This window comes from Bacillus cereus group sp. BfR-BA-01330, from assembly GCF_022663885.1.
GTDB classification, from domain to species: domain Bacteria; phylum Bacillota; class Bacilli; order Bacillales; family Bacillaceae_G; genus Bacillus_A; species Bacillus_A cereus.
The window spans coordinates 33680-58533 of record NZ_JAKUGK010000015.1 but is presented as its reverse complement, the minus strand read 5'-3'; the positions used below and the strand labels follow the sequence as shown (position 1 = coordinate 58533).

Sequence of the window (24854 nt, the reverse complement as noted above, 5' to 3'; positions counted from 1 at the left end):
ATGATGGCAGAGAGGTCACACCCGTTCCCATACCGAACACGGAAGTTAAGCTCTCTAGCGCCGATGGTAGTTGGGACCTTGTCCCTGTGAGAGTAGGACGTCGCCAAGCAACTAAACACGAGTCAAATGACTCGTGTTTTTTCGTGTTTTCTTTTATAATCCATAGTAATTAAAAAAATATGCTTAAATAATTACTATTTTGATTAAATGCAGGGGAATGTGGCTAGGATAGTGAATAAGCAAAAGAGTTGCAAATTTTATTAATACGTATATAATTAAAGTCAAAGATAGTCAAAGTCAATAAAGGTGGCGGATAAATGAGAAATATATCTGATATCATTGAGCAATATCTAAAGCAAGTTATTGACTTAAGTAATAATAATGTGATTGAAATCAAAAGAAATGAGATTGCGGATCGATTCGAGTGCGTACCATCTCAAATCAATTATGTAATCAATACCCGTTTTACATTAGAAAGAGGATTTGTAGTAGAAAGTAAACGTGGTGGAGGAGGTTACATTCGCATTATAAAAGTCAAACTGCATGATGATATAGACATTATTGATCAAATGCTTCATATGATTGATCATAGCGTTGCACAAGGGAATGCAGAGAGTATGATTATACGTTTATTAGAAGAGGGAATCATAACAGGCCGTGAAGCAAAATTAATGTTAAGTGTACTAGATCGTTCTGTATTATCAATGGATATTCCTTCTCGAGATGAACTTAGGGCTCGAATATTATGCGCAATGTTAAGAACACTGAAATATAAATAAATACAGCTTTTGTAAAAGAATGATAATTAAGATAGGGCAGTTAAATATTGTAGAAGTTTTGAAAAAGAGCATGTACTTTTATCTGAGTGGATTAAGGAAAGAGGACAATCTAGTAATGTATGAAAAGTATCATGAGGTAGATCGTTCCTGTTGTAAAGGTGGGGATATTGATGACTTGTCAAAACTGTAATATAAGACCAGCAACTTTACATTATACAAAAGTAATCAACGAGAAGAAGGCGGAAGTTCATCTTTGTGAGCAATGTGCGGAGCAAAGTGGCTATACGTCTTTCTTTCAATCATCACAGTCTAACTTTTCATTTCATGATGTATTTGCTGGTTTATTACACGGTGAATCAACAATGTTTGGAGAAGGAAAAAACGGGTTTTCAAATACAAATACAGTAAGATGTCCAGATTGTAAGATGACATATGAACATTTTACAAAAGTGGGACGCTTTGGTTGTGCTTCTTGTTACGATACATTTAAAGGACACTTAAACCCATTGTTAAAGCGACTTCATGGTGGACATACAGAACATTGTGGAAAAATTCCGGAACGAATGGAAGGAAATATCCACTTAAAGAAAGAATTAGATGAACTAAAACTTATTCTGAAACAATATGTACAGAATGAGGAGTTTGAGAAAGCTGCTGAGGTAAGAGATGAAATTCGAGGGCTTGAAACTCAGCTTAGTGAGCATAGAGAGGGGGAGTAGTTCTATGTCACTGGACAAAATTATGAATGAAGCGATTAGTCCATGGATGAAGGGGGATGGCCCTGATTCTGATATTGTTTTAAGTAGTCGAATTCGTTTGGCTCGTAATTTTAAGCAATATCAATTTTCTACTATGCAAAACGAAGAGGAAGCTCAAAAGGTTCAAGAATTATTTAAAAAGAAATTTATAAATAAAGCGGTAGAGCCCTTTGGGAAGTTTGGACTATTAAAAATGAATGAACTAACTCCTCTTCAAAGGAGAGTTTTAGTCGAAAAGCATTTAATTAGTCCAAATCTAGCAGGGACCGAATATGGAGCATGTCTGTTATCAGAAAGCGAACACATTAGTGTGATGCTTAATGAGGAAGACCACATTAGGATTCAGTGCCTATTTCCAGGACTACAGTTATCAAAGGCGCTTCAAAGCGCCAATCAAATAGATAATTGGATTGAGAAAGAGGTTGAATATGCTTTTGATGAATCACTTGGATATATTACGAGTTGTCCTACTAACGTTGGTACAGGATTAAGAGCTTCTGTAATGATTCATTTACCAGGGCTGGTTTTAACAAAAAGAATTAGCCGTATTATACAAGTAATTCAAAAATTAGGTTTAGTAGTAAGAGGAATATACGGTGAAGGTAGCGAAGCGTTAGGTAATATATTTCAAGTATCAAATCAAATGACGTTAGGGAAATCCGAAGAAGATATTATTGCAGATTTAAAGAGTGTCATGCAGCAAATTATACAACAAGAAAAATTGGCCAGAGAATTAATTGTACAAAATTCGAGCATTGAGCTTGAAGATAAGGTTTATCGTTCTTACGGTATACTAGCAAACAGTCGTTTAATTCAATCTGCAGAAGCGGCAACTTGCTTATCGGATGTACGACTCGGTATTGATCTAGGATATATAAAAGGTATATCGAGAAATATTTTGACTGAGCTAATGGTTCTTACGCAACCTGGTATTTTACAACAATATGCAGGAGGACCTTTAGGACCAGAAGAAAGAGATTATCGAAGAGCAACCTTAATCCGTGAGCGATTACGTATTGAAAAAAACTAAGCGCAAGTAGGAGGCGATTTCTATGATGTTTGGAAGATTTACAGAAAGAGCACAGAAAGTATTAGCTTTATCTCAAGAGGAAGCAATTCGCATTGGGCATAATAACATTGGAACAGAACATATTTTACTTGGGCTTGTACGCGAAGGTGAAGGAATTGCAGCAAAAGCGTTAATTGCTCTTGGATTGAGCCCGGAGAAAGTGCAAAAAGAGGTAGAAGCGTTAATTGGACGTGGAACAGAAGCTTCTCAAACTGTACATTATACACCTCGTGCTAAAAAAGTTATTGAATTGTCTATGGATGAAGCGCGTAAGCTAGGACATTCTTACGTTGGAACAGAACATATTTTACTTGGCTTAATCCGTGAAGGTGAAGGTGTAGCGGCACGTGTATTAAATAATTTAGGTGTAAGCCTCAACAAAGCAAGACAACAAGTGTTACAACTTCTTGGAAGTAACGAAGCAAGTTCAGGTCACCAAGGTGGTTCATCGACAAATGCAAATACACCGACACTAGACAGTTTAGCGCGCGACTTAACAGTTGTTGCACGTGAGAATCGTTTGGATCCTGTTATTGGACGTAGTAAAGAAATTCAACGTGTAATTGAAGTGTTAAGCCGTAGAACAAAAAACAATCCAGTGTTAATTGGAGAGCCTGGTGTAGGTAAAACAGCAATTGCTGAAGGGTTAGCACAGCAAATCGTAAATAATGAAGTTCCTGAAACGTTAAGAGATAAGCGTGTTATGACACTAGATATGGGAACAGTGGTAGCTGGGACGAAATATCGTGGTGAGTTTGAAGATCGTTTAAAGAAAGTAATGGATGAAATACGTCAAGCAGGGAATATTATTCTATTTATTGATGAACTTCATACATTAATCGGTGCAGGTGGAGCAGAAGGTGCAATCGATGCATCGAATATTTTAAAACCATCTTTAGCACGCGGAGAATTACAATGTATTGGTGCGACAACTTTAGATGAGTATCGTAAATATATTGAAAAGGATGCAGCTTTAGAGAGACGTTTCCAGCCAATTCATGTTGATGAGCCGAGTCTAGAAGAATCAACTCAAATCTTGAAAGGATTACGCGATCGTTATGAGGCGCATCACCGTGTGTCTATTACAGATGATGCAATTGATGCAGCTGTAAAACTTTCAGATCGTTATATTACGGATCGTTTCTTACCAGATAAAGCAATTGATTTAATTGATGAAGCTGCTTCAAAAGTTCGCTTGCGTTCTTATACAACACCACCAAACTTAAAAGAGCTTGAAGTGAAGCTTGAGGAAATTCGAAAAGAAAAAGATGCGGCTGTACAAAGTCAAGAGTTTGAAAAGGCTGCTTCCTTACGTGATATGGAACAACGCTTACGTGAGAAATTGGAAGATACAAAACGTCAGTGGAAAGAACAACAAGGAAAAGAAAATTCAGAGGTTACGGTAGAAGATATTGCAAATGTCGTTTCTACATGGACACGTATCCCTGTTTCTAAACTTGCACAAACAGAGACTGATAAATTATTAAACTTAGAATCCATTCTTCATGATCGTGTCATCGGTCAGGATGAAGCTGTAGTGGCTGTAGCGAAAGCTGTTCGTCGTGCAAGAGCAGGATTGAAAGATCCGAAACGTCCAATTGGTTCATTTATTTTCTTAGGGCCAACAGGTGTAGGTAAAACAGAATTAGCAAGAGCATTGGCAGAATCTATGTTCGGTGATGAGGATGCAATGATTCGCATTGATATGTCTGAGTATATGGAGAAACATTCAACTTCTCGCTTAGTTGGTTCTCCTCCAGGATATGTTGGGTATGAAGAAGGCGGACAATTAACAGAGAAGGTTCGTCGTAAGCCTTATTCAGTTGTCCTATTAGATGAAGTAGAGAAGGCACATCCTGATGTATTTAATATTCTACTACAGGTATTGGAAGATGGTCGTTTAACTGATTCTAAAGGACGTACAGTTGATTTCCGTAATACGATTGTTATTATGACGTCTAACGTTGGTGCTGAGGCGTTAAAACGTAACAAACATCTTGGATTTAACGTACAAGATGAAAGCCGTGATTATTCGGATATGAAAGGTAAAGTAATGGATGAGCTGAAAAAGGCATTTCGTCCAGAATTCTTAAACCGTATTGATGAAATTATCGTATTCCATATGCTTGAGAAAAAACATATTCAAGAAATTGTGACTCTTATGGTAAATCAGTTAGTGAATCGCTTAAAAGAACAAGAAATTGAATTGCACTTAACAGAAGGAGCGATTGCAGCTATTGCTGATAAAGGGTTTGATCGTGAATATGGTGCTCGTCCACTACGTAGAGCAATTCAGAAGCATGTAGAAGATAGACTATCGGAAGAACTTTTAAAAGGTGCTATTGAGAAAGGTCAAAAAGTTATCTTTGATGTAGAAGGGGAAACATTTGTCATTCATAGTGCTGAAAAGGTAAAATAAGTATAGACAAACTAAGAGGGCTACGAGATAGCCCTCTTTCTTGTACGAGAAGGTCAAATGTTTATAGATGAAAGCGAAGTGAAATATAAAAAGATATGGCTAAAAAGAAAACAAAATTCACATGTCAAGAGTGTGGTTATCAATCACCAAAATATATGGGTAAATGTCCAGGGTGTGGTCAATGGAATTCGCTTGTTGAAGAGATGGAACCCGTTGTATCATCCAGACGCCTAAATTATGCAAATGCAATTCAAACAGAAGTAACAAAACCAAGACGTCTTACAGAAGTAGAAACAAAGTCTGAGGCACGTATTGAAACAAAATTTCAAGAGTTTAACCGTGTACTAGGTGGCGGAATTGTAGATGGATCTTTAGTACTTATTGGTGGGGACCCTGGGATTGGAAAATCAACGTTATTATTACAGATTTCCTCGCAATTAGCAGATGCTTCATATGATGTATTGTATATATCAGGTGAGGAGTCAGCAAAGCAGATTAAACTTCGTGCAGATCGTTTACATGTAAATGGTAGTAATCTATTTGTTGTATCAGAGACAGATTTACAGCGTATTGCAGCACATATTGAAGAGATGAATCCTGCTTTTGTTGTTATTGATTCTATTCAAACGATACATTTACCTGAGGTAACATCAGCTCCTGGTAGTGTGGCGCAAGTACGTGAATGTACAGCAGAATTAATGAAACTTGCAAAAACAAAGGGAATCCCAATTTTCATCGTAGGACATGTGACAAAAGAAGGTGCAATTGCGGGACCGCGTATGCTAGAACATATGGTTGATGCAGTTCTTTACTTTGAAGGAGATCGACACCATACATATCGTATTTTACGAGCTGTAAAGAATCGTTTTGGTTCTACGAATGAAATGGGTATCTTTGAAATGAAAGAACTTGGCCTTGCAGAAGTCTTAAATCCTTCTGAAATTTTCCTTGAGGAAAGACCAGTTGGAGTTGCAGGTTCAACAGTAGTTGCCTCAATGGAAGGAACAAGACCAGTTTTAGTAGAAATACAGGCATTAATTTCCCCTACTAGTTTTGGAAATCCTCGAAGAATGGCGACAGGAATTGATCATAATCGTGTCTCGCTTATTATGGCGGTACTAGAGAAAAGAACAGGTTTACTATTACAAAATCAAGATGCGTATTTAAAAGTAGCTGGTGGTTTGAAATTAGACGAACCGGCAATTGATTTAGCTGTCGCCTTAAGTATAGCTTCAAGTTTTAGAGATAAATCTACGGCACCAACTGATGCGGTAATAGGAGAAGTTGGATTAACTGGAGAAATAAGAAGAGTATCAAGAATTGAACAACGTGTACAAGAAGCAGCTAAATTAGGATTTCAACGTGCTATCATTCCTAGAAAAAATTTAGGGGGATGGACAATTCCAGAGGGGATTGAGGTTGTAGGTGTTTCTAATTTGGGAGAAGCGCTTCGTTTGACATTAGGAGGCTAGGCTATGGAAGAAAATAAGCAACGTGTCAAAAGTATGATTAACATTTTACAGCTCGTGGCCCCAGGAACACCACTGCGCGAAGGGATAGATAATGTACTTCGCGCACAAACGGGGGGACTAATTGTTCTTGGGTATAATGAGCAGATTAAAAGCATTGTTGATGGTGGTTTTCATATTAATTGCGCATTCTCTCCTGCTAGTTTATATGAATTAGCAAAAATGGATGGAGCACTTATTTTAAATGAAACTGGAAGTAAAATTTTAATTGCAAACGCACAGTTAGTTCCAGATTCATCTATTGATTCTATTGAAACAGGTATGCGTCACCGAACAGCAGAGCGTGTAGCAAAGCAGACGGGCAGCCTGGTTGTGGCCATTTCACAAAGACGTAATGTAATTACGCTATATCAAGGGAACTTACGTTATACATTAAAAGATATAGGTGTCATTTTAACGAAGGCAAATCAAGCAATTCAAACGCTAGAAAAATATAAGGCTGTATGGAATGACGGCATTACGAATTTGGGTATTCTAGAATTTGAAGAGGTCGTTACAATGTCCGAGGTGGTTCACGTTTTACATAGTGTTGAAATGGTGCTGCGTATTAAAAATGAAATATTGAGCTATATTCATGAGTTAGGAACAGAAGGTAGGTTAATTCGTTTACAGCTTACAGAATTACTAGCTGATTTAGAGGCAGAGGCAGCATTGTTAATTAAAGATTATCACCAGGAGAAAACACAAGACCATCATCAAATCTTGAAAAAGTTACAAGATCTTGCAAATACACAACTTTTAGAGGATAGTGATTTAGTTAAATTGCTTGGCTATCCAGGACAAACAAGTTTAGAAGAAAGTGTGACACCTAGAGGGTACCGAATCACAAGCAAGATTTCTCGTGTTCCGCCACTTATTATCGAGAATTTAATTAATCGATTTAAAACATTGCAAGGTGTTTGCCGAGCAACTATTAATGAATTGGATGATGTGGAAGGAATTGGAGAAGTGAGAGCGAAGAAAATACGAGAAGGTCTAAAAAGAATTCAAGAGCATCTCTATATGAGTAGACACAATTAAGAATATTACATTGATTCTATAATATAACGACACTAGAACATTTTTGGTATATGATATGATATATTGGTAAATAAAACTATTTACAAAAAAACACGTCCGCTTTTGCATTCGGCGTTTTGATTAGCGAAACAATGGTTAATAATGAGTAGGAGGTGGTTGGATGTTAAAACGGATTGTACAGCTCTTCTTTTTAGTGATCGGGGGAGCGTTAGGGATTTACTTAATCCCCAAAATTATTAATGTATTAGATATCGGTGCGGTTCCTTTGTTGGAAGGATCGTATGTTCGTGCAATTATTGGTGCAATTATTTTATTTTTAACAACATTTTGGCTTGTAGATTATATTGTTCAACTTATTAAGCATATTGAAGAGGCTCTTGTAAAGGCGCCTGTAGCAGATGTTTTATTTGGTACATTAGGATTAATCTCTGGTCTTATTGTTGCATATTTAATTTTGATACCAATTCGTGAATTTACAATTCCAGTTATTAGTACGGTGTTGCAAGTGTTCTTCACCCTTTTACTTGGATATTTAGGATTCCAAGTAGGATTTAAAAAAAGGAATGAATTGCTAGGATTATTTACATTACCCCAACGCGGAGGTAAGAAGAAAAACAATAGTGAGAATGAAGAGGTAGAGGTCGAAGCAGAAAAATCTACGACTCATTGGAAAATTCTCGATACGAGTGTAATTATTGACGGACGTATTGCAGATATTTGCCAAACAAAGTTTTTAGAAGGAACAATTGTCATTCCGCAATTCGTATTAGAAGAGCTTCAGCATATTGCCGATTCTTCAGATGCTTTAAAGCGTAATCGTGGCCGCAGAGGGCTAGACATTTTAAATCGTATTCAAAAGGAGATGCCAATTCCGGTAGAAATTTATGAAGGCGATTTCGATGATATCCAAGAAGTAGATAGCAAGCTTGTAAAGTTGGCAAAAATCACTGGTGGAACTGTAGTAACAAACGATTTCAATTTAAACAAAGTTTCTGAATTACAAGGGGTTACGGTGTTAAACATTAATGATTTAGCTAATGCGATTAAACCAGTCGTACTCCCTGGTGAAGAATTAAGTGTTTATGTTGTGAAAGATGGTAAAGAACAAAATCAAGGTGTTGCATACTTAGATGATGGTACGATGATTGTAGTAGAAGATGGTAGAGAGTATGTGGGTTCACAACTTGACGTACTTGTTACTAGCGTATTACAAACATCGGCTGGTCGTATGATTTTCGCAAAACGTAAATTGCTAGAAAAAGCATTATAAGTAGAGGATTATTAATATGTATACATTAATTATTCCGGCAGCAGGCCAAGGAAAACGAATGGGTGCTGGTAAAAATAAGTTATTTTTACTTATAGATGAAGTACCAATTATTGTGCACACATTGCGTGCTTTTGAAAAAGATAAAGCGTGCAAAAGTATTATTATGGCAATTAACGAAGAAGAACGCCCGTATTTTGAAGAGTTATTGCAGAAGTACCAGATTGAAAAGCACGTACAATTCATTCAGGGTGGAGCCGAAAGACAAGATAGCGTCTATAACGCACTTCAGTATGCGAGTGGTGTCGAATATGTTCTTGTGCATGACGGGGCGCGCCCGTTCGTAACGAATAAAGTGATTCGCGATGTATTAACTGCAGCAGAAAAATATGGAGCTTCCATTTGTGCAGTGCCAGTAAAAGATACTGTTAAGAAAGTAGAGCAGGGTGTTGTTGTAGAAACGGTAGAGCGATCTCAACTTAACGCTGTACAAACACCACAAGGATTCTCTGTTTCTCTTTTGCTAGAAGCTCATAGAAGCGCAAAGCAAAGTTGTTTTCTTGGCACAGATGATGCAAGTCTCGTAGAACGTGTTGGGAAGCAAGTAGGTGTAGTAGAGGGGAGTTACTATAATATTAAAGTGACGACTCCGGAAGATCTATTAATTGCTGAAAGTTTCCTACGTGTTCAAAAGAAATAACATTGATGACGTGTTAATAAAGAAAAGCTCGGCAACAGCCGGGCTTTTCTTTATAAGGATAGCGATATAATATAGAGTCATAAAGCTCAGTAGTTTAGCTTAAGGAGGAAGTAAGGATGTTTCGAATTGGACAAGGTTTTGATGTACATGAATTTGCGGAAGGGCGCCCGTTGATTATCGGTGGAATTACAATTCCACACGAGAAAGGATTAATCGGCCATTCAGATGCAGATGTATTGTTACATACGATTGCTGATGCATGTTTAGGTGCGATTGCAGCAGGAGATATCGGAAAGCATTTTCCTGATACAGACCCAGCTTTTAAAGATGCAGATTCAGCTGTATTGTTACAAAAAGTTTGGGAATTTGTGCGTGAACAAGGTTACGAGTTAGGAAATTTAGATTGTACAATTATTGCTCAAAAACCAAAAATGGCACCACATATTGAGAGTATGCGTAAGCGCATTAGTGAACTGTTAGAAACGTCTATCGATAACATTAATGTAAAGGCAACAACAACAGAAAAATTAGGATTTACAGGTAGAGAAGAAGGGATTGCTTCTCAAGCGGTTGTTTTATTACAGAAAAAATAATGGTTTTTAATTCGTAAGATGGATAATCACATTTTTTTGGTGTACAATTATAGAATGTGTTGACATTAAGAATGGAAGGTGTACCAATTATGGAAAAGCAAGTGAGAGTGCGCTACGCGCCAAGTCCAACAGGACACTTACATATCGGAAATGCGCGTACGGCATTATTTAATTATTTATTTGCTCGTCATTTAGATGGCAAATTTATTATTCGTATTGAAGATACTGATGTAAAACGTAACGTGGCTGGTGGAGAAGAAAGCCAATTAAAATACTTGAAATGGCTCGGTATGGACTGGGATGAAGGTGTTGATGTTGGTGGTGAATTTGGACCATATCGCCAAACAGAGCGTTTAGATATTTATAAAAAATTATATGAAGATTTATTAGAGCGTGGTCTAGCTTATAAATGTTATATGACAGAAGAAGAGCTAGAAGCAGAGCGTGAAGGACAAATCGCTCGCGGTGAAACACCTCGTTACGCAGGTAACCACCGTGAATTAACTGAAGAACAAGTGAAAGAATTTGAAGCTGAGGGACGTATTCCAAGTATTCGTTTCCGTGTACCAGCTGATCGTGACTACACATTCAAAGATATTGTAAAAGATGAAGTTGCGTTCCATTCAAATGATTTCGGTGATTTTGTTATTGTGAAAAAGGATGGAATTCCAACTTATAACTTTGCAGTAGCAGTAGATGATCATCTAATGGAAATTACACATGTACTTCGTGGTGATGATCATATTTCAAATACACCGAAACAAATGATGATTTATGAAGCTTTCGGCTGGGATATTCCACAATTCGGTCATATGACTCTAATTGTTAATGAAAGTCGTAAAAAGTTAAGTAAGCGTGATGAATCTATTATTCAATTTATTGAGCAATATAAAGAGCTTGGGTATCTTCCAGAAGCAATCTTTAACTTTATTGCACTACTAGGTTGGTCTCCGGTAGGAGAAGAAGAAATCTTCTCTAAAGATGAGTTTATCAAAATGTTCGATGCAGCTCGTTTATCAAAATCACCTGCATTATTTGATTCTCAAAAACTAAAATGGATGAACAACCAGTATATGAAAAAGCAAGATTTAGATACGGTTGTAGAGTTAAGCTTACCGCATTTAGTGAAAGCTGGACGTGTGGGAGAAACTTTAAGCGAACAAGACCAAGCTTGGATTCGTGATGTAATTGCTTTATACCATGAACAAATGAGTTTTGGAGCTGAAATTGTAGAGCTTTCTGAAATGTTCTTTAAAGATCATGTTGATTATGAAGAAGAAGGACAAGAAGTATTAAATGGTGAACAAGTACCTGAAGTACTTCGTGCATTTGCTGGTCAAATAGAAGCTCTAGAAGCAATGGAGCCAGCAGCAATTAAGGCAGCGATTAAAGCAGTTCAAAAGGAAACAGGACATAAAGGTAAAAATTTATTTATGCCAATCCGTGTTGCAACTACAGGACAAACGCATGGTCCAGAGCTTCCGAATGCTATTGCACTTCTTGGAAAAGAAAAAGTTTTAAATCGTCTTCAAAAAGTAATTGGTTAACATTTTCTAGGTTTAGAAATATAATAAGTATACCTAAAACCTAATAAGGAAAAGCGACGAGAAGGAGAAGTAGAAAATCAGGCTTTTTACAGAGAGAACCACCTTTAGGCTGGGAGTGGTTTATAAGCGGATTTTTGAAATGCCCCTTCGAGTCTTCTGCTGAACAGCGAATTGCTTCGTGGGATGTCTTAGGCCGCAAAGTAAGCAGAAGCGGTTTACACCGTTATCATGGATGAGTTTGAGGCTTTTTTAAGCCTAAACAGAGTGGAACCGCGCTTAAAAGGCGTCTCTGTCAATATGACAGAGACGCCTTTTTTTTATACCGTGTAAATAGATATGAATATAGAATTTATCTCCTTATATAAAGAATTAGGGGAGAAGTGATGAGTTAGGGGAGTTAGTTCGCTCGACAAAAAAGCAGCCCATAAAGGGGAGGGAACACCGATGTTTAAGAGGCTTCGGGAAGATATTGAAGTCGTTTTTGAACAGGATCCAGCGGCAAGAGGTTATTTCGAAGTCATTTTAACTTACTCTGGATTACATGCAGTTTGGGCCCATCGAATTGCACATGCTTTTTATAAAAGAAATTTTTTCTTTCTTGCACGTTTTGTTTCACAAGTGAGCCGCTTTTTTACTGGCATTGAGATCCATCCAGGAGCAACAATTGGTCGACGTTTTTTCATAGATCATGGAATGGGAGTTGTAATCGGAGAAACTTGTGAAATTGGTGATAATGTAACGATTTATCAAGGGGTTACATTAGGTGGTACAGGAAAAGAAAAAGGAAAGAGGCATCCAACAATTCAGGATAATGTATTAATTGCGACGGGTGCTAAAGTTCTTGGTTCTATTACTGTGGGAGAGAATTCTAAAATCGGAGCAGGGTCTGTCGTATTAAAAGAAGTTCCTGCACATTCTACAGTTGTAGGTATACCTGGCCGTGTCGTTATTCAAAATGGAGTAAAGATTGGTCAAGAATTAAATCACTCTGACCTTCCGGATCCGATTTTTGATAAATTAAAGGCTATGGAAGTAGAACTTGATAAATTGAAGAAACAATTGGAATTAAAGGTAGAAAGGAAGGATAAAAATGACTATTCACATTTATAATACGTTAACACGTCAAAAAGAAGAGTTTGTTCCATTAGAAGAAAATAAGGTAAAGATGTATGTATGCGGACCTACAGTTTATAACTACATTCATATTGGGAATGCAAGGCCTCCTATGGTATTCGATACAGTGCGTCGTTATTTAGAATACAAAGGATACGATGTGCAATATGTATCTAACTTTACGGATGTAGATGATAAATTAATTAAAGCGGCAAATGAATTAGGTGAAGATGTACCGACAATTGCTGATCGTTTTGTTGAAGCGTACTTTGAAGATGTAACAGCACTAGGTTGCAAACACGCAACAGTTCATCCTCGTGTAACAGAAAATATGGATATCATTATTGAATTTATTCAAGAACTTGTGAATAAAGGGTATGCATATGAATCAGAGGGTGATGTGTACTTTAAGACGAAGGAATTCGAAGGTTACGGTAAATTATCACATCAACCAATCGCAGATTTACGTCACGGTGCTCGTATTGAGGTAGGGGAAAAGAAACAAGACCCTCTTGATTTTGCTTTATGGAAAGCTGCGAAAGAAGGAGAAATCTTCTGGGAAAGCCCTTGGGGGCAAGGACGTCCAGGATGGCATATTGAATGCTCAGCAATGGCGCGTAAGTACTTAGGGGATACAATTGACATTCATGCTGGTGGTCAAGACTTGGCTTTCCCACATCATGAAAATGAAATTGCGCAGTCAGAGGCATTGACTGGAAAAACGTTTGCACGTTACTGGATGCATAATGGATATATTAATATTAACAATGAGAAGATGTCTAAATCGCTTGGTAACTTTATTTTAGTTCACGATATTATTAAGCAATACGACCCGCAGTTAATTAGATTCTTTATGTTATCAGTACACTATCGTCACCCGATTAACTTTAGTGAAGAGTTATTACAAAGTACGAATAATGGACTGGAAAGAATTAAAACAGCTTATGGAAACTTAAAGCATCGTATGGAGAGTAGTACGGATTTAACGGACCATAATGAGAAATGGTTAGCTGAAATAGAGAAATTCCAGACTGCATTTGAAGAGGCAATGAATGATGACTTTAACACTGCAAATGCAATTACCGAATTATACAACGTAGCAAATCATGCAAATCAATATTTACTTGAAGAGCATACATCTAAAGTTGTGATTGAAGCATACGTAAAACAACTGGAAACGTTATTTGATATTTTGGGATTAGAATTATCAAAAGAAGAATTACTGGATGAAGAAATTGAAGAGCTTATCCAAAAGCGCATTGAAGCTCGTAAAAATCGTGATTTTGCATTGTCTGATCAAATTCGTGACGATTTAAAAGAACGTAATATTATTTTAGAAGATACTGCTCAAGGTACAAGATGGAAAAGAGGATAAGGATGATCGATGCAAAGCAATTAAACAGCTTGGCGTTAGCGTATATGGGTGATGCGGTATATGAACAATATATCCGCTATCACCTCCTTCAAAAAGGAAAAGTTCGCCCTAATCAATTACACCGCTTAGGGACGAGCTTTGTTTCAGCAAAAGCACAGGCGAAAGTTGTTTATCATTTATTAGAGACGGCATTTTTGACAGAGGAAGAAGAGGCGGTATTAAGAAGAGGGCGTAATGCAAATTCAGGTACAGTTCCGAAAAATACGGATGTACAAACATATCGACATAGTACAGCCTTTGAAGCGCTAATTGGTTATCATCATTTATTAAATAATCGTGAAAGATTAGACGAAATTGTATATAAGGCAATTGCAGTTTTAGAAGAAAAGGAAGGGGGCACATCATCATGACTAGTGAATATATTATCGGACGTAACCCTGTAATTGAAGCGTTAAGATCAGGGAGAGATATTAATAAAATTTGGATCGCAGAAGGTGCTGCCAAAGGACAAGTACAAATTGTACTAGCGTTAGCGAAAGAAAATAAGATTATTTTACAACATGCACCAAAGAAAAAGTTAGATCAATTAGTTGAGGGTAATCATCAAGGTGTAATTGCTCAAGTAGCTGCATATCAGTATGCAGAGTTAGAAGATTTATTCAAAGTGGCAGAAAAACGTAATGAAGATCCATTCTTCTTGATTTTAGATGAGATTGAAGATCCGCATAACCTAGGTTCTATTATGCGTACTGCTGATGCAACAGGAGCTCATGGAATTATTATTCCGAAGAGAAGAGCTGTGGGACTTACAGCATCAGTTGCGAAAGCATCAACAGGAGCGATTGAATACATTCCTGTTGCGCGCGTAACAAACTTATCTCGTACAATTGATGAATTAAAAGAGCGTGGACTTTGGATTGCTGGTACAGATGCCAAAGGGAAAACGGATTACCGTAATTTAGATGGTACAATGCCGATTGGGTTAGTAATTGGTAGTGAAGGAAAAGGTATGAGTCGTATTATTGGTGAAAAGTGTGATTTCTTAATCACTTTACCGATGGTTGGTAAAGTTACATCCTTAAATGCTTCAGTAGCCGCAAGTTTGTTAATGTATGAGGTATATCGTAAACGTCACGAAATTGGTAAATAAAAAATGAACGATATTTTAATCGTTGACGGTTACAACATTATCGGAGCTTGGGGAGATTTGAAGAAACTGCGGGATGTAGATTTACAATCATCAAGAGATGCGCTTATTGATAAGATGGCGGATTATCAAGGTTATACAGGTATAAAAGTGATGATAGTCTTTGATGCCTATACAGTCCATGGTATTGAAAAAAAGATGAAACAATCTCGTGTAGAAGTAATATTCACACGAAAGAATCAAACTGCAGACGAAAAGATAGAGCAACTTGCGATAGAGCTTAGAAATATAAATACACAAATATATGTTGCGACTTCTGATTATACAGAACAATGGGTTATATTTGGGCAAGGTGCCCTTCGAAAATCTGCGCGTGAATTAGAGTTGGAAGTACAAGCGATGGAACAACAAGTAAGAAGGCGCACAAAAGATACGAAAGAACAGCAGCCCGCCATGCGAAAGATATTTAGTAAAGATATTACAGAAAAATTAGAAAAATTAAGAAGAGGAGAGCGTTGAAGCATTGACGCTCTTTATCTTTTTACTGTATAATATTGCTAAATAAATAGCGGTCGGAGGGATCAAGGTGGAAGCAGGCTTCGTAAGTATAGGCGACGTTACATTTCGTGATTTAGAGGATGAGGCAATCGTTGAGTTAGTTCGAAAAGGTAATACTGACGCTCTAGAATATTTAATTCACAAGTATAAGAACTTTGTTCGTGCGAAATCAAGATCTTACTTTTTAGTGGGTGCCGATCGAGAAGACATTGTTCAAGAAGGTATGATAGGGTTGTTTAAAGCAATTCGTGATTATAAAGAGGACAAGCTGTCTTCATTCAAAGCATTTGCTGAACTATGTATCACTCGACAAATTATTACCGCTATTAAAACGGCAACAAGACAAAAACATATTCCTTTAAATTCGTATGTGTCTTTAGATAAGCCGATTTACGATGAGGAATCTGATCGAACGTTATTGGATGTTATTTCTGAAGCGAAGGTGACTGATCCTGAAGAGATGATCATTAGCCAGGAAGAATATACAGACATAGAATCAAAAATATCTGAATTATTAAGCGATTTAGAAAGGAAAGTGCTTTCTTTATATTTAGATGGTCGTTCTTATCAAGAGATTTCAGAACAGTTAAACAGGCATGTGAAATCTATTGATAACGCTTTACAAAGAGTAAAGAGAAAATTGGAACGATATATGGAAATGAGAGAAAGTACAACTTTAAATTCATAAGAAGTAACAAGTGCTACAGGTGTAAAATAAATCACCTGTTTTCTTTTGTAGAGAGTACAAAATGCATGTCATTGACATTGTCTTTTATTGTATGATACATTTTTAGGGACATAATGTTACAAGGTTGGTGTAACTAATGAGGAAAAAAGTTGTACTCTCATGTGAAGAGTGTAAAAATCGAAACTACTCTACTATGAAAGATACGAGCTCAATAGAGCGACTTGAAATAAAAAAGTTTTGTAAAACATGCAATCAGCATACAGTTCACAAGGAAACAAAATAAATAATTGAAATAATACACTGGAGGTCCCGCAGATGCGTTTAACGAACTTTTTCGGCGATGTAGGTCGCGAAATGAAAAAAGTAAGTTGGCCTAAAAAAGATGAATTACTCCGCTCAACAGCGACTGTTGTTGCTACAGTTGTGTTCTTTGCGATTTTCTTCGCAGTAGTTGATATGGGCATTTCTTCTTTAATTCGGTTAATTCTTGGTTAATTCTTGAATAAGAAGCACTTATCCATGATATAATGTTATTTATAAGAACTGTGTAAAAGCCCGGTGAACGGGTTTTTTCATTTGCGCAAAAAAATGTACGTCAGGGAGGGAAGGACGCTCGTCCTAAATGAATGGAAAAAAGTTGGTATGTTGTCCATACTTATTCTGGATATGAAAATAAAGTAAAAGCAAACCTAGAGAAACGTGTAGAATCAATGGGTATGCAAGATAAAATTTTCCGTGTTGTTGTCCCGGAAGAAGTAGAAGTAGAAATGAAAAACGGAAAAGAAAAATTAATGAAAAGAAAAGTGTTCCCAGGTTATGTATTAGTAGAATTAATCATGACTGATGACTCTTGGTATGTTGTACGTAACACGCCGGGTGTAACTGGGTTCGTTGGTTCTTCTGGTTCTGGATCTAAACCATCACCTCTATTAGAAGAGGAAGTTGTTACCATTATGAAACATATGGGAATGGACAACGAAGTGGTTGATTTCGACTTTGAACTTCATGAGACAGTACGTGTAAATGAGGGGCCATTCGCAGATTATACAGGTGCTATTGAAGAAATTGATGTGGAGAAGAAAAAGGTTAGCGTGCTTGTGGACATGTTTGGTCGCGAGACTCCAGTTGAACTTGACTTCCATCAAATTGAAAAATTATAAAATGAAACTTGAAATGAATTGTAAAAAGTGATAATATCTTTTAAGTCAGTACGTCTTCGTTATCGGAGACGTTTTTTGAAAGATTTTATCCTTACAGATAAAATATGACGTGGGAGGGCAAATCACTGTCCAATTGACCACATCACGGACTTAAGGAGGTGTGTCTCGTGGCTAAAAAGGTAATTAAAATGGTAAAGCTTCAAATTCCTGCAGGTAAAGCTAACCCAGCTCCACCAGTTGGTCCAGCATTAGGACAAGCAGGTGTTAACATCATGGGCTTCTGTAAAGAGTTTAACGCTCGTACAGCAGATCAAGCTGGTCTTATCATCCCTGTTGAAATTACGGTATTTGAGGACCGTTCATTCACTTTCATTACTAAAACTCCTCCTGCTGCTGTTCTTCTTAAGAAAGTAGCTGGTATTGAGTCTGGTTCTGGTGAACCAAACCGTAATAAAGTGGCAACTGTTAAGCGTGATAAAGTACGCGAAATCGCTGAAACTAAAATGCCTGACCTAAACGCTGCTAGCGTAGAAGCTGCAATGCGTATGGTTGAAGGTACTGCACGCAGTATGGGCATCGTTATCGAAGACTAATTCGATTTGTTTTAAAAAAGGTTGCGGGTCTGGAATTCCAATTCGCAACCTTTATTATCGTAAATGATTATCGTTTTTAAATAAATGGATGGCGCTCATCCTCAGGTTATACCTGAAAACAGGCGTAAACGTGGGAGGTTATTCCGCTAAAACCACATTCGAGGAGGAAATAAAAATGGCTAAAAGAGGTAAAAAGTACGTAGAAGCTGCAAAGCTTGTTGATCGTGCAGCTGCTTACTCTGCAACAGAAGCAGTAGAATTAGTAAAGAAAACAAACACAGCTAAATTTGATGCAACTGTAGAAGCTGCATTCCGTTTAGGTGTTGACCCTAAGAAAGCTGACCAACAAATCCGTGGCGCAGTTGTTCTTCCGCACGGTACTGGTAAAGTACAACGTGTATTAGTATTTGCTAAAGGTGAAAAAGCTAAAGAAGCTGAAGCTGCTGGAGCTGACTTCGTAGGCGATACTGATTACATCGGTAAAATCCAACAAGGTTGGTTCGATTTCGATGTAGTAGTAGCAACTCCTGACATGATGGGTGAAGTTGGTAAACTTGGTCGCGTATTAGGACCTAAAGGTTTAATGCCAAACCCTAAAACTGGAACAGTTACTTTCGATGTAACTAAAGCTGTTAACGAAATCAAAGCTGGTAAAGTTGAATACCGCGTTGATAAAGCTGGTAACATCCACGTTCCAATCGGTAAAGTATCTTTCGAAGATGCTAAATTAGTAGAAAACTTCAAAACAATTGCTGACACTTTACAAAAAGTTAAGCCAGCTGCTGCAAAAGGTACTTACATGAAGAACGTAACAGTTGCTTCTACAATGGGACCTGGCGTACGTGTAGACGTTTCTACATTAGCGTAAATTTTGGAAGTTGACTTCATAAAGAAGTTTTAATATAATTATTTATGTTGTGAATTTAATTAGTGTACCGTAGACAGTAGGTGTCAATAGACTTAATTTCCTACCTAGGTGTTAATATACGAAGCGGAATCTTTTTTCTGTGACTATATGCCTCCATGTCTACAAGTTGGGCATGGAGGTTTTTAGTGCACTTTCGGTACATCTTCTATATAATCTACAGGAGGTGTAATAACATGAGCAAAGTAATCGAAACTAAACAACAAGTTGTAACTGAAATCGCGGACAAACTTCGCGCTAGTAAATCTACAATCGTTGTTGACTACCGTGGTTTAACAGTTTCTGAAGCAACAGAATTACGTAAGCAATTACGTGAAGCTGGCGTTGAGTTCAAAGTTTACAAAAACTCTCTAACTCGTCGTGCTGCAGAATCTGCTGAAATGGCTGAGTTAAATGAATTCTTAACAGGACCAAACGCAATCGCGTTCAGTAACGAGGATGTAGTTGCTCCTGCGAAAGTATTAAACGACTTCGCTAAAGATCATGAAGCTTTAGAAATTAAAGCGGGCGTAATCGAAGGTAAACTTGTAACACTTGATGAGGTTAAAGCAATCGCTACTCTTCCATCACGTGAAGGCTTACTTTCTATGCTTCTTAGCGTTCTTCAAGCTCCAATCCGTAACCTTGCACTTGCTACTAAAGCAGTTGCAGACCAAAAGGAAGAGCAGGGCGCTTAATTTTTTAAAAGATAATTACGTATTATCGATAAAACAATACAAACCTATTTAAGGGAGGATATTTACAATGACTAAAGAACAAATCATTGAAGCAGTTAAATCTATGACTGTATTAGAACTTAACGACTTAGTAAAAGCTATCGAGGAAGAATTCGGCGTAACTGCTGCTGCTCCTGTAGCTGTTGCTGGTGGCGCTGGAGAAGCTGCTGCTGAGAAAACTGAATTTGATGTGGAACTAACTAGCGCTGGTGCACAAAAAATCAAAGTTATCAAAGTTGTTCGTGAAATCACTGGTCTTGGCTTAAAAGAAGCTAAAGAATTAGTTGACAACACTCCAAAAGTAATCAAAGAAGCTGCTGCTAAAGAAGAAGCTGAAGAAATCAAAGCTAAACTTGAAGAAGTTGGCGCTGCTGTAGAAGTTAAGTAATTAACTTTTGATGCTTTAAAAAAAGCTCGCTCTCATGCGAGCTTTTTTTTTAACTGTAAAGAAAAGGGGTGGCCATATGGCAGACCATTATTTTTCTAACGACCCTTCTAGTAAAAGTGATCGTAAGCGATGGGAGTTTGACCTTCGTGGATCTCGATTTACTTTCTTATCTGACCATGGGGTGTTCTCGAAAAACGAAGTGGACTTTGGTTCCCGTCTTTTAATTGAAGCGTTTCAAATGCCAGATATTAAAGGTAATATATTAGACGTAGGTTGCGGATACGGTCCTATTGGTTTGTCGTTAGCGAAAGAGTTTCAAGGTCGTGAAGTTCACATGGTGGATGTGAATGAGAGGGCACTTGGGCTTGCGAAAGAAAACGCCGCTAATAACAAAATCGAGAATATACGTATTTTTCAAAGTAGCGTCTATGAAAATGTAGATGGTAAGTATGCTGCTATTCTATCTAACCCTCCAATTCGTGCGGGTAAAGATATCGTACATGAGATTTTAGAAAAAGCTGTGGAGTATTTAGTTCCAGGTGGAGAACTTTGGATTGTTATTCAAAAGAAACAAGGTGCACCGTCTGCGCTAAAAAAACTAGAAGAAGTATTTTCTGAGGTTGAGGTTGTAGAAAAGAAAAAAGGATATTATATCATAAAATCAAAAAAACGTTGACGGTTATTTTTGGCTATGTTAACATTATACAATGCCAATATATGATTTTCTGCGTTGAGAAAGATGTATATTTTTGTTTCTCTTGGAAAAGATAGTAAAATCAGCAGATTATGAAACAGAATGATGGTTTTCTTATAGAAGCCATTTTTCTTTTTTGAGCAGGTAGAAAGACTCAACGTATTTATCTTTAAGAGAAAGAGACTACGCTAATAGCAGTAGTTGTATTTATTTGTGATTTTGCACAAATTTTTTTGTGCATTTATAATACTCATGATTTGAGGGGTGAAGCAGTTGACAGGTCAACTAGTTCAATACGGACGCCACCGCCAACGAAGAAGTTATGCCCGTATTAGTGAAGTATTAGAGTTACCAAATCTTATCGAAATTCAAACCTCTTCTTATCAGTGGTTTCTTGATGAGGGTTTGCGAGAAATGTTCCAAGACATTTCTCCGATTGAAGACTTTACGGGAAATCTATCGCTTGAATTTATCGACTACAGCTTAGGTGAACCTAAATACTCTGTAGACGAATGCAAAGAGCGTGATGTGACGTATGCAGCACCACTTCGTGTAAAAGTGCGTCTAATCAACAAGGAAACTGGTGAAGTAAAAGAACAAGATGTGTTCATGGGAGATTTCCCACTCATGACAGAGACTGGAACATTCGTAATTAACGGTGCAGAACGTGTTATCGTTTCCCAGTTAGTTCGCTCTCCAAGCGTATACTATAGTGGCAAAGTGGATAAAAACGGAAAACGTGGTTTTACTGCTACTGTAATTCCAAACCGCGGAGCTTGGTTAGAGTATGAGACAGATGCTAAGGATGTTGTATATGTGCGTATTGACCGTACGCGTAAACTTCCTGTAACTGTTTTGTTACGCGCATTAGGGTTTGGCTCTGATCAAGAAATCACCGAGCTTTTAGGTGATAACGAATACTTAAGCAACACATTAGAAAAAGACAACACAGATAGCACAGAAAAAGCATTGCTTGAAATTTATGAGCGTCTACGTCCTGGTGAACCACCAACGGTAGAAAATGCTAAGAGCTTACTTGTGTCTCGTTTCTTTGATCCAAAGCGCTACGATTTAGCAAATGTAGGTCGCTATAAGATCAACAAGAAGTTACACATTAAAAACAGATTGTTTAATCAACGTTTAGCTGAAACATTAGTGGATCCAGAAACTGGTGAAATTTTAGCGGCAGAAGGAACAATCTTAGATCGTCGTACACTTGATCGCATTTTACCTTACTTAGAGAAAAACATTGGATTCAAAACAGCGAAACCAATGGGTGGAGTGGTAGAAGGCGATGTTGAGCTGCAATCTATTAAGATTTATGCTCCTGAGTCGGAAGGCGAACGCGTAATTAATGTAATTGGTAATGCAAACATTACTCGTGATGTGAAACACATTACACCAGGTGATATCCTTGCTTCTATCAGTTACTTCTTCAACCTACTATACAAAGTAGGGGATACAGATGATATTGACCATTTAGGAAACCGTCGTCTGCGTTCTGTTGGAGAACTGTTACAAAATCAATTCCGTATCGGTCTTTCTCGTATGGAACGTGTTGTTCGTGAGAGAATGTCGATCCAAGATACAAATGCAATTACACCACAGGCACTAATTAATATTCGTCCTGTTATTGCATCTATTAAAGAGTTCTTCGGAAGTTCTCAGTTATCTCAGTTTATGGACCAAACAAACCCATTAGCAGAGTTAACTCACAAACGAAGACTATCTGCATTAGGACCTGGTGGTTTAACGCGTGAGCGCGCAGGCTTTGAAGTGCGTGACGTTCATTACTCTCACTACGGTCGTATGTGTCCGATTGAAACACCAGAGGGACCAAACATCGGTTTGATTAACTCATTATCTTCGTTCGCGAAAGTAAATGAGTTTGGTTTCATTGAAACACCATACCGTCGTGTTGACCCAGAAACTGGTCTTGTAACAGGGCATGTTGATTACTTAACAGCAGATGAAGAAGATAACTATGTTGTAGCCCAAGCGAATATGAAATTATCTGACGAAGGTGAATTCCTAAGTGAAGATATCGTAGCTCGTTTCCGTGGTGAAAACATTGTCACAAATAGAGAACGCATCGACTACATGGATGTATCTCCAAAACAAGTAGTGTCGGCAGCGACAGCTTGTATTCCGTTCTTAGAAAACGATGACTCTAACCGCGCACTTATGGGAGCGAACATGCAACGTCAGGCGGTTCCGTTAATGAATCCGGAATCTCCGATTGTAGGTACAGGTATGGAGTACGTATCAGCAAAAGACTCAGGTGCTGCAGTAATCTGTAAACATCCTGGGGTTGTTGAGCGCGTAGAAGCACGTGAAGTTTGGGTACGTCGCTATGTAGAAGTTGACGGTCAAACAGTAAAAGGCGACTTAGATCGCTACAAAATGCAAAAATTCATTCGTTCTAACCAAGGAACTTGTTACAACCAACGTCCAATCGTAAGTGTTGGAAATGAAGTTGTAAAAGGTGAAATCCTTGCGGATGGTCCTTCTATGGAATTAGGTGAACTAGCACTTGGACGTAACGTGCTTGTTGGCTTCATGACTTGGGACGGTTATAACTACGAGGATGCGATCATCATGAGTGAGCGCCTTGTAAAAGATGATGTGTACACTTCTATTCATATTGAAGAATATGAATCAGAAGCTCGTGATACGAAGCTTGGACCAGAAGAAATTACACGCGACATTCCAAACGTTGGGGAAGACGCATTACGTAACCTTGACGAGCGCGGTATCATTCGCGTTGGTGCTGAAGTAAAAGATGGAGATTTACTTGTTGGTAAAGTAACACCTAAAGGTGTAACAGAATTAACAGCTGAAGAACGTCTATTACATGCTATCTTTGGAGAAAAAGCGCGTGAAGTACGTGATACATCACTACGTGTACCACACGGTGGTGGCGGTATTATCTTAGACGTAAAAGTATTCAACCGTGAAGATGGCGATGAATTGCCACCGGGCGTGAATCAACTTGTACGTGCATATATCGTTCAAAAACGTAAAATTTCTGAAGGTGACAAGATGGCCGGACGTCACGGTAACAAAGGTGTTATTTCTCGTATTTTACCAGAAGAAGATATGCCTTACCTACCAGACGGTACGCCAATCGATATCATGTTAAACCCATTAGGGGTACCATCTCGTATGAATATCGGTCAGGTATTAGAGCTTCATCTTGGTATGGCAGCAAGATACCTTGGCATTCACATTGCAACACCAGTATTCGATGGTGCTCGTGAGGAAGATGTTTGGGGCACAATTGAAGAAGCTGGTATGGCAAATGACGCGAAAACAATCCTGTATGACGGACGTACTGGTGAACCATTCGATAACCGCGTATCTGTTGGTGTCATGTATATGATCAAACTTGCGCACATGGTTGACGATAAACTTCATGCTCGTTCTACTGGACCATACTCACTTGTAACGCAGCAACCTCTTGGAGGTAAAGCTCAGTTCGGTGGACAGCGTTTCGGTGAGATGGAGGTTTGGGCACTTGAAGCTTACGGTGCTGCTTATACTCTTCAAGAAATCTTAACAGTGAAGTCTGATGATGTTGTTGGACGTGTTAAGACTTATGAAGCAATTGTTAAAGGCGAAAATGTTCCAGAACCAGGCGTTCCTGAATCATTCAAAGTATTGATTAAAGAGCTGCAAAGTTTAGGTATGGACGTTAAAATGATGTCTAGCGACGATACAGAAATTGAAATGCGTGATACAGAAGATGACGATGATCATCAATCAGCAGATAAATTGAATGTCGAAGTTGAGACAACTAAGGAATAATTGGGATAA

Annotated in this window: 25 protein-coding genes, 1 rRNA gene and 2 other annotated features; all 26 genes read left to right on the top strand. The window is 37.9% G+C overall.

Annotated features, from left to right (window positions below; all coding sequences use genetic code 11):
* Nucleotides 1-109: ribosomal RNA gene (gene rrf / locus MR112_RS27835) — 5S ribosomal RNA — on the top strand; the annotation flags it as partial.
* A gap of 208 nt (nucleotides 110-317) precedes the next feature.
* Nucleotides 318-779 (top strand): transcriptional regulator CtsR, encoded by a 462-nt coding sequence (ctsR, locus tag MR112_RS27830; RefSeq protein WP_001244565.1) that lies wholly within the window; start codon nucleotides 318-320, stop codon nucleotides 777-779.
* 170 nt (nucleotides 780-949) lie between these two features.
* Nucleotides 950-1498 (top strand): protein-arginine kinase activator protein McsA, encoded by a 549-nt coding sequence (locus MR112_RS27825; RefSeq protein ID WP_000128399.1) that lies wholly within the window; start codon nucleotides 950-952, stop codon nucleotides 1496-1498.
* 4 nt (nucleotides 1499-1502) lie between these two features.
* A complete protein-coding gene (locus MR112_RS27820) occupies nucleotides 1503-2567 on the top strand; it encodes a protein-arginine kinase McsB (RefSeq protein WP_000050842.1) in 1065 nt (354 codons plus the stop codon).
* Between the two features lie 22 nt (nucleotides 2568-2589).
* Complete coding sequence (gene clpC, locus MR112_RS27815) at nucleotides 2590-5025, top strand: ATP-dependent protease ATP-binding subunit ClpC (RefSeq protein WP_000971183.1); 2436 nt, start codon at nucleotides 2590-2592, stop codon at nucleotides 5023-5025.
* A gap of 95 nt (nucleotides 5026-5120) precedes the next feature.
* On the top strand, nucleotides 5121-6497 hold the full coding sequence (gene radA, locus MR112_RS27810) for a DNA repair protein RadA (RefSeq protein ID WP_001085202.1): 1377 nt from the start codon (nucleotides 5121-5123) through the stop codon (nucleotides 6495-6497).
* A gap of 3 nt (nucleotides 6498-6500) precedes the next feature.
* The gene (gene disA, locus MR112_RS27805) at nucleotides 6501-7574 is read left to right on the top strand and encodes a DNA integrity scanning diadenylate cyclase DisA (protein ID WP_000392163.1); all 1074 of its coding nucleotides are present in this window, start codon (nucleotides 6501-6503) and stop codon (nucleotides 7572-7574) included.
* 160 nt (nucleotides 7575-7734) lie between these two features.
* A complete protein-coding gene (locus MR112_RS27800; RefSeq protein WP_000919677.1) occupies nucleotides 7735-8844 on the top strand; it encodes a PIN/TRAM domain-containing protein in 1110 nt (369 codons plus the stop codon).
* Between the two features lie 16 nt (nucleotides 8845-8860).
* Entirely contained in the window at nucleotides 8861-9541 is a 681-nt protein-coding gene (ispD, locus tag MR112_RS27795; RefSeq protein WP_226368333.1) for a 2-C-methyl-D-erythritol 4-phosphate cytidylyltransferase, read from the top strand.
* 116 nt (nucleotides 9542-9657) lie between these two features.
* Complete coding sequence (gene ispF, locus MR112_RS27790; protein ID WP_000488386.1) at nucleotides 9658-10134, top strand: 2-C-methyl-D-erythritol 2,4-cyclodiphosphate synthase; 477 nt, start codon at nucleotides 9658-9660, stop codon at nucleotides 10132-10134.
* Nucleotides 10135-10223: 89 nt separating this feature from the next.
* Nucleotides 10224-11681, top strand: a complete 1458-nt coding sequence (gene gltX / locus MR112_RS27785; RefSeq protein ID WP_000415143.1) for a glutamate--tRNA ligase — start codon at nucleotides 10224-10226, stop codon at nucleotides 11679-11681.
* Between the two features lie 47 nt (nucleotides 11682-11728).
* Nucleotides 11729-11975 (top strand) — a binding site (T-box leader).
* A gap of 150 nt (nucleotides 11976-12125) precedes the next feature.
* On the top strand, nucleotides 12126-12791 hold the full coding sequence (cysE, locus tag MR112_RS27780) for a serine O-acetyltransferase (RefSeq protein ID WP_000476497.1): 666 nt from the start codon (nucleotides 12126-12128) through the stop codon (nucleotides 12789-12791).
* On the top strand, nucleotides 12772-14169 hold the full coding sequence (gene cysS, locus MR112_RS27775; protein ID WP_000152276.1) for a cysteine--tRNA ligase: 1398 nt from the start codon (nucleotides 12772-12774) through the stop codon (nucleotides 14167-14169). The genes cysE and cysS overlap by 20 nt, the downstream gene beginning before the upstream one ends.
* Before the next feature lie 2 nt (nucleotides 14170-14171).
* Nucleotides 14172-14579 (top strand): Mini-ribonuclease 3, encoded by a 408-nt coding sequence (locus MR112_RS27770; protein WP_000564261.1) that lies wholly within the window; start codon nucleotides 14172-14174, stop codon nucleotides 14577-14579.
* Nucleotides 14576-15319, top strand: a complete 744-nt coding sequence (gene rlmB / locus MR112_RS27765) for a 23S rRNA (guanosine(2251)-2'-O)-methyltransferase RlmB (RefSeq protein WP_000200237.1) — start codon at nucleotides 14576-14578, stop codon at nucleotides 15317-15319. The genes MR112_RS27770 and rlmB overlap by 4 nt, the downstream gene beginning before the upstream one ends.
* A 3-nt stretch (nucleotides 15320-15322) precedes the next feature.
* A complete protein-coding gene (locus MR112_RS27760) occupies nucleotides 15323-15835 on the top strand; it encodes an NYN domain-containing protein (protein ID WP_000997876.1) in 513 nt (170 codons plus the stop codon).
* A 67-nt stretch (nucleotides 15836-15902) separates the two neighbouring features.
* Nucleotides 15903-16562 carry an RNA polymerase factor sigma-70 gene (locus MR112_RS27755; RefSeq protein WP_000387193.1) on the top strand — a complete coding sequence of 220 codons (660 nt, stop codon included), beginning with the start codon at nucleotides 15903-15905 and terminating at the stop codon, nucleotides 16560-16562.
* 136 nt (nucleotides 16563-16698) lie between these two features.
* On the top strand, nucleotides 16699-16845 hold the full coding sequence (gene rpmG, locus MR112_RS27750) for a 50S ribosomal protein L33 (RefSeq protein ID WP_014481927.1): 147 nt from the start codon (nucleotides 16699-16701) through the stop codon (nucleotides 16843-16845).
* Between the two features lie 32 nt (nucleotides 16846-16877).
* Nucleotides 16878-17057 carry a preprotein translocase subunit SecE gene (gene secE / locus MR112_RS27745; RefSeq protein ID WP_001241323.1) on the top strand — a complete coding sequence of 60 codons (180 nt, stop codon included), beginning with the start codon at nucleotides 16878-16880 and terminating at the stop codon, nucleotides 17055-17057.
* Between the two features lie 131 nt (nucleotides 17058-17188).
* Nucleotides 17189-17722, top strand: coding sequence for a transcription termination/antitermination protein NusG (gene nusG / locus MR112_RS27740; protein WP_000415794.1), 534 nt, complete (start codon nucleotides 17189-17191; stop codon nucleotides 17720-17722).
* A 167-nt stretch (nucleotides 17723-17889) separates the two neighbouring features.
* Nucleotides 17890-18315 carry a 50S ribosomal protein L11 gene (rplK, locus tag MR112_RS27735; RefSeq protein WP_001085872.1) on the top strand — a complete coding sequence of 142 codons (426 nt, stop codon included), beginning with the start codon at nucleotides 17890-17892 and terminating at the stop codon, nucleotides 18313-18315.
* Nucleotides 18316-18490: 175 nt separating this feature from the next.
* Nucleotides 18491-19183, top strand: coding sequence for a 50S ribosomal protein L1 (gene rplA / locus MR112_RS27730; RefSeq protein WP_001987630.1), 693 nt, complete (start codon nucleotides 18491-18493; stop codon nucleotides 19181-19183).
* Nucleotides 19184-19232: 49 nt separating this feature from the next.
* Nucleotides 19233-19377, top strand: a sequence feature (ribosomal protein L10 leader region).
* 39 nt (nucleotides 19378-19416) lie between these two features.
* The gene (rplJ, locus tag MR112_RS27725) at nucleotides 19417-19917 is read left to right on the top strand and encodes a 50S ribosomal protein L10 (RefSeq protein WP_000048716.1); all 501 of its coding nucleotides are present in this window, start codon (nucleotides 19417-19419) and stop codon (nucleotides 19915-19917) included.
* Nucleotides 19918-19984: 67 nt separating this feature from the next.
* Nucleotides 19985-20344: a 50S ribosomal protein L7/L12 gene (gene rplL, locus MR112_RS27720; protein WP_000159736.1), complete on the top strand. Its 360-nt coding sequence runs from the start codon at nucleotides 19985-19987 to the stop codon at nucleotides 20342-20344.
* 76 nt (nucleotides 20345-20420) lie between these two features.
* Complete coding sequence (locus tag MR112_RS27715) at nucleotides 20421-21020, top strand: class I SAM-dependent methyltransferase (RefSeq protein ID WP_000763268.1); 600 nt, start codon at nucleotides 20421-20423, stop codon at nucleotides 21018-21020.
* Nucleotides 21021-21311: 291 nt separating this feature from the next.
* Entirely contained in the window at nucleotides 21312-24845 is a 3534-nt protein-coding gene (gene rpoB, locus MR112_RS27710) for a DNA-directed RNA polymerase subunit beta (RefSeq protein WP_000147553.1), read from the top strand.
* Nucleotides 24846-24854: the final 9 nt, after the last annotated feature.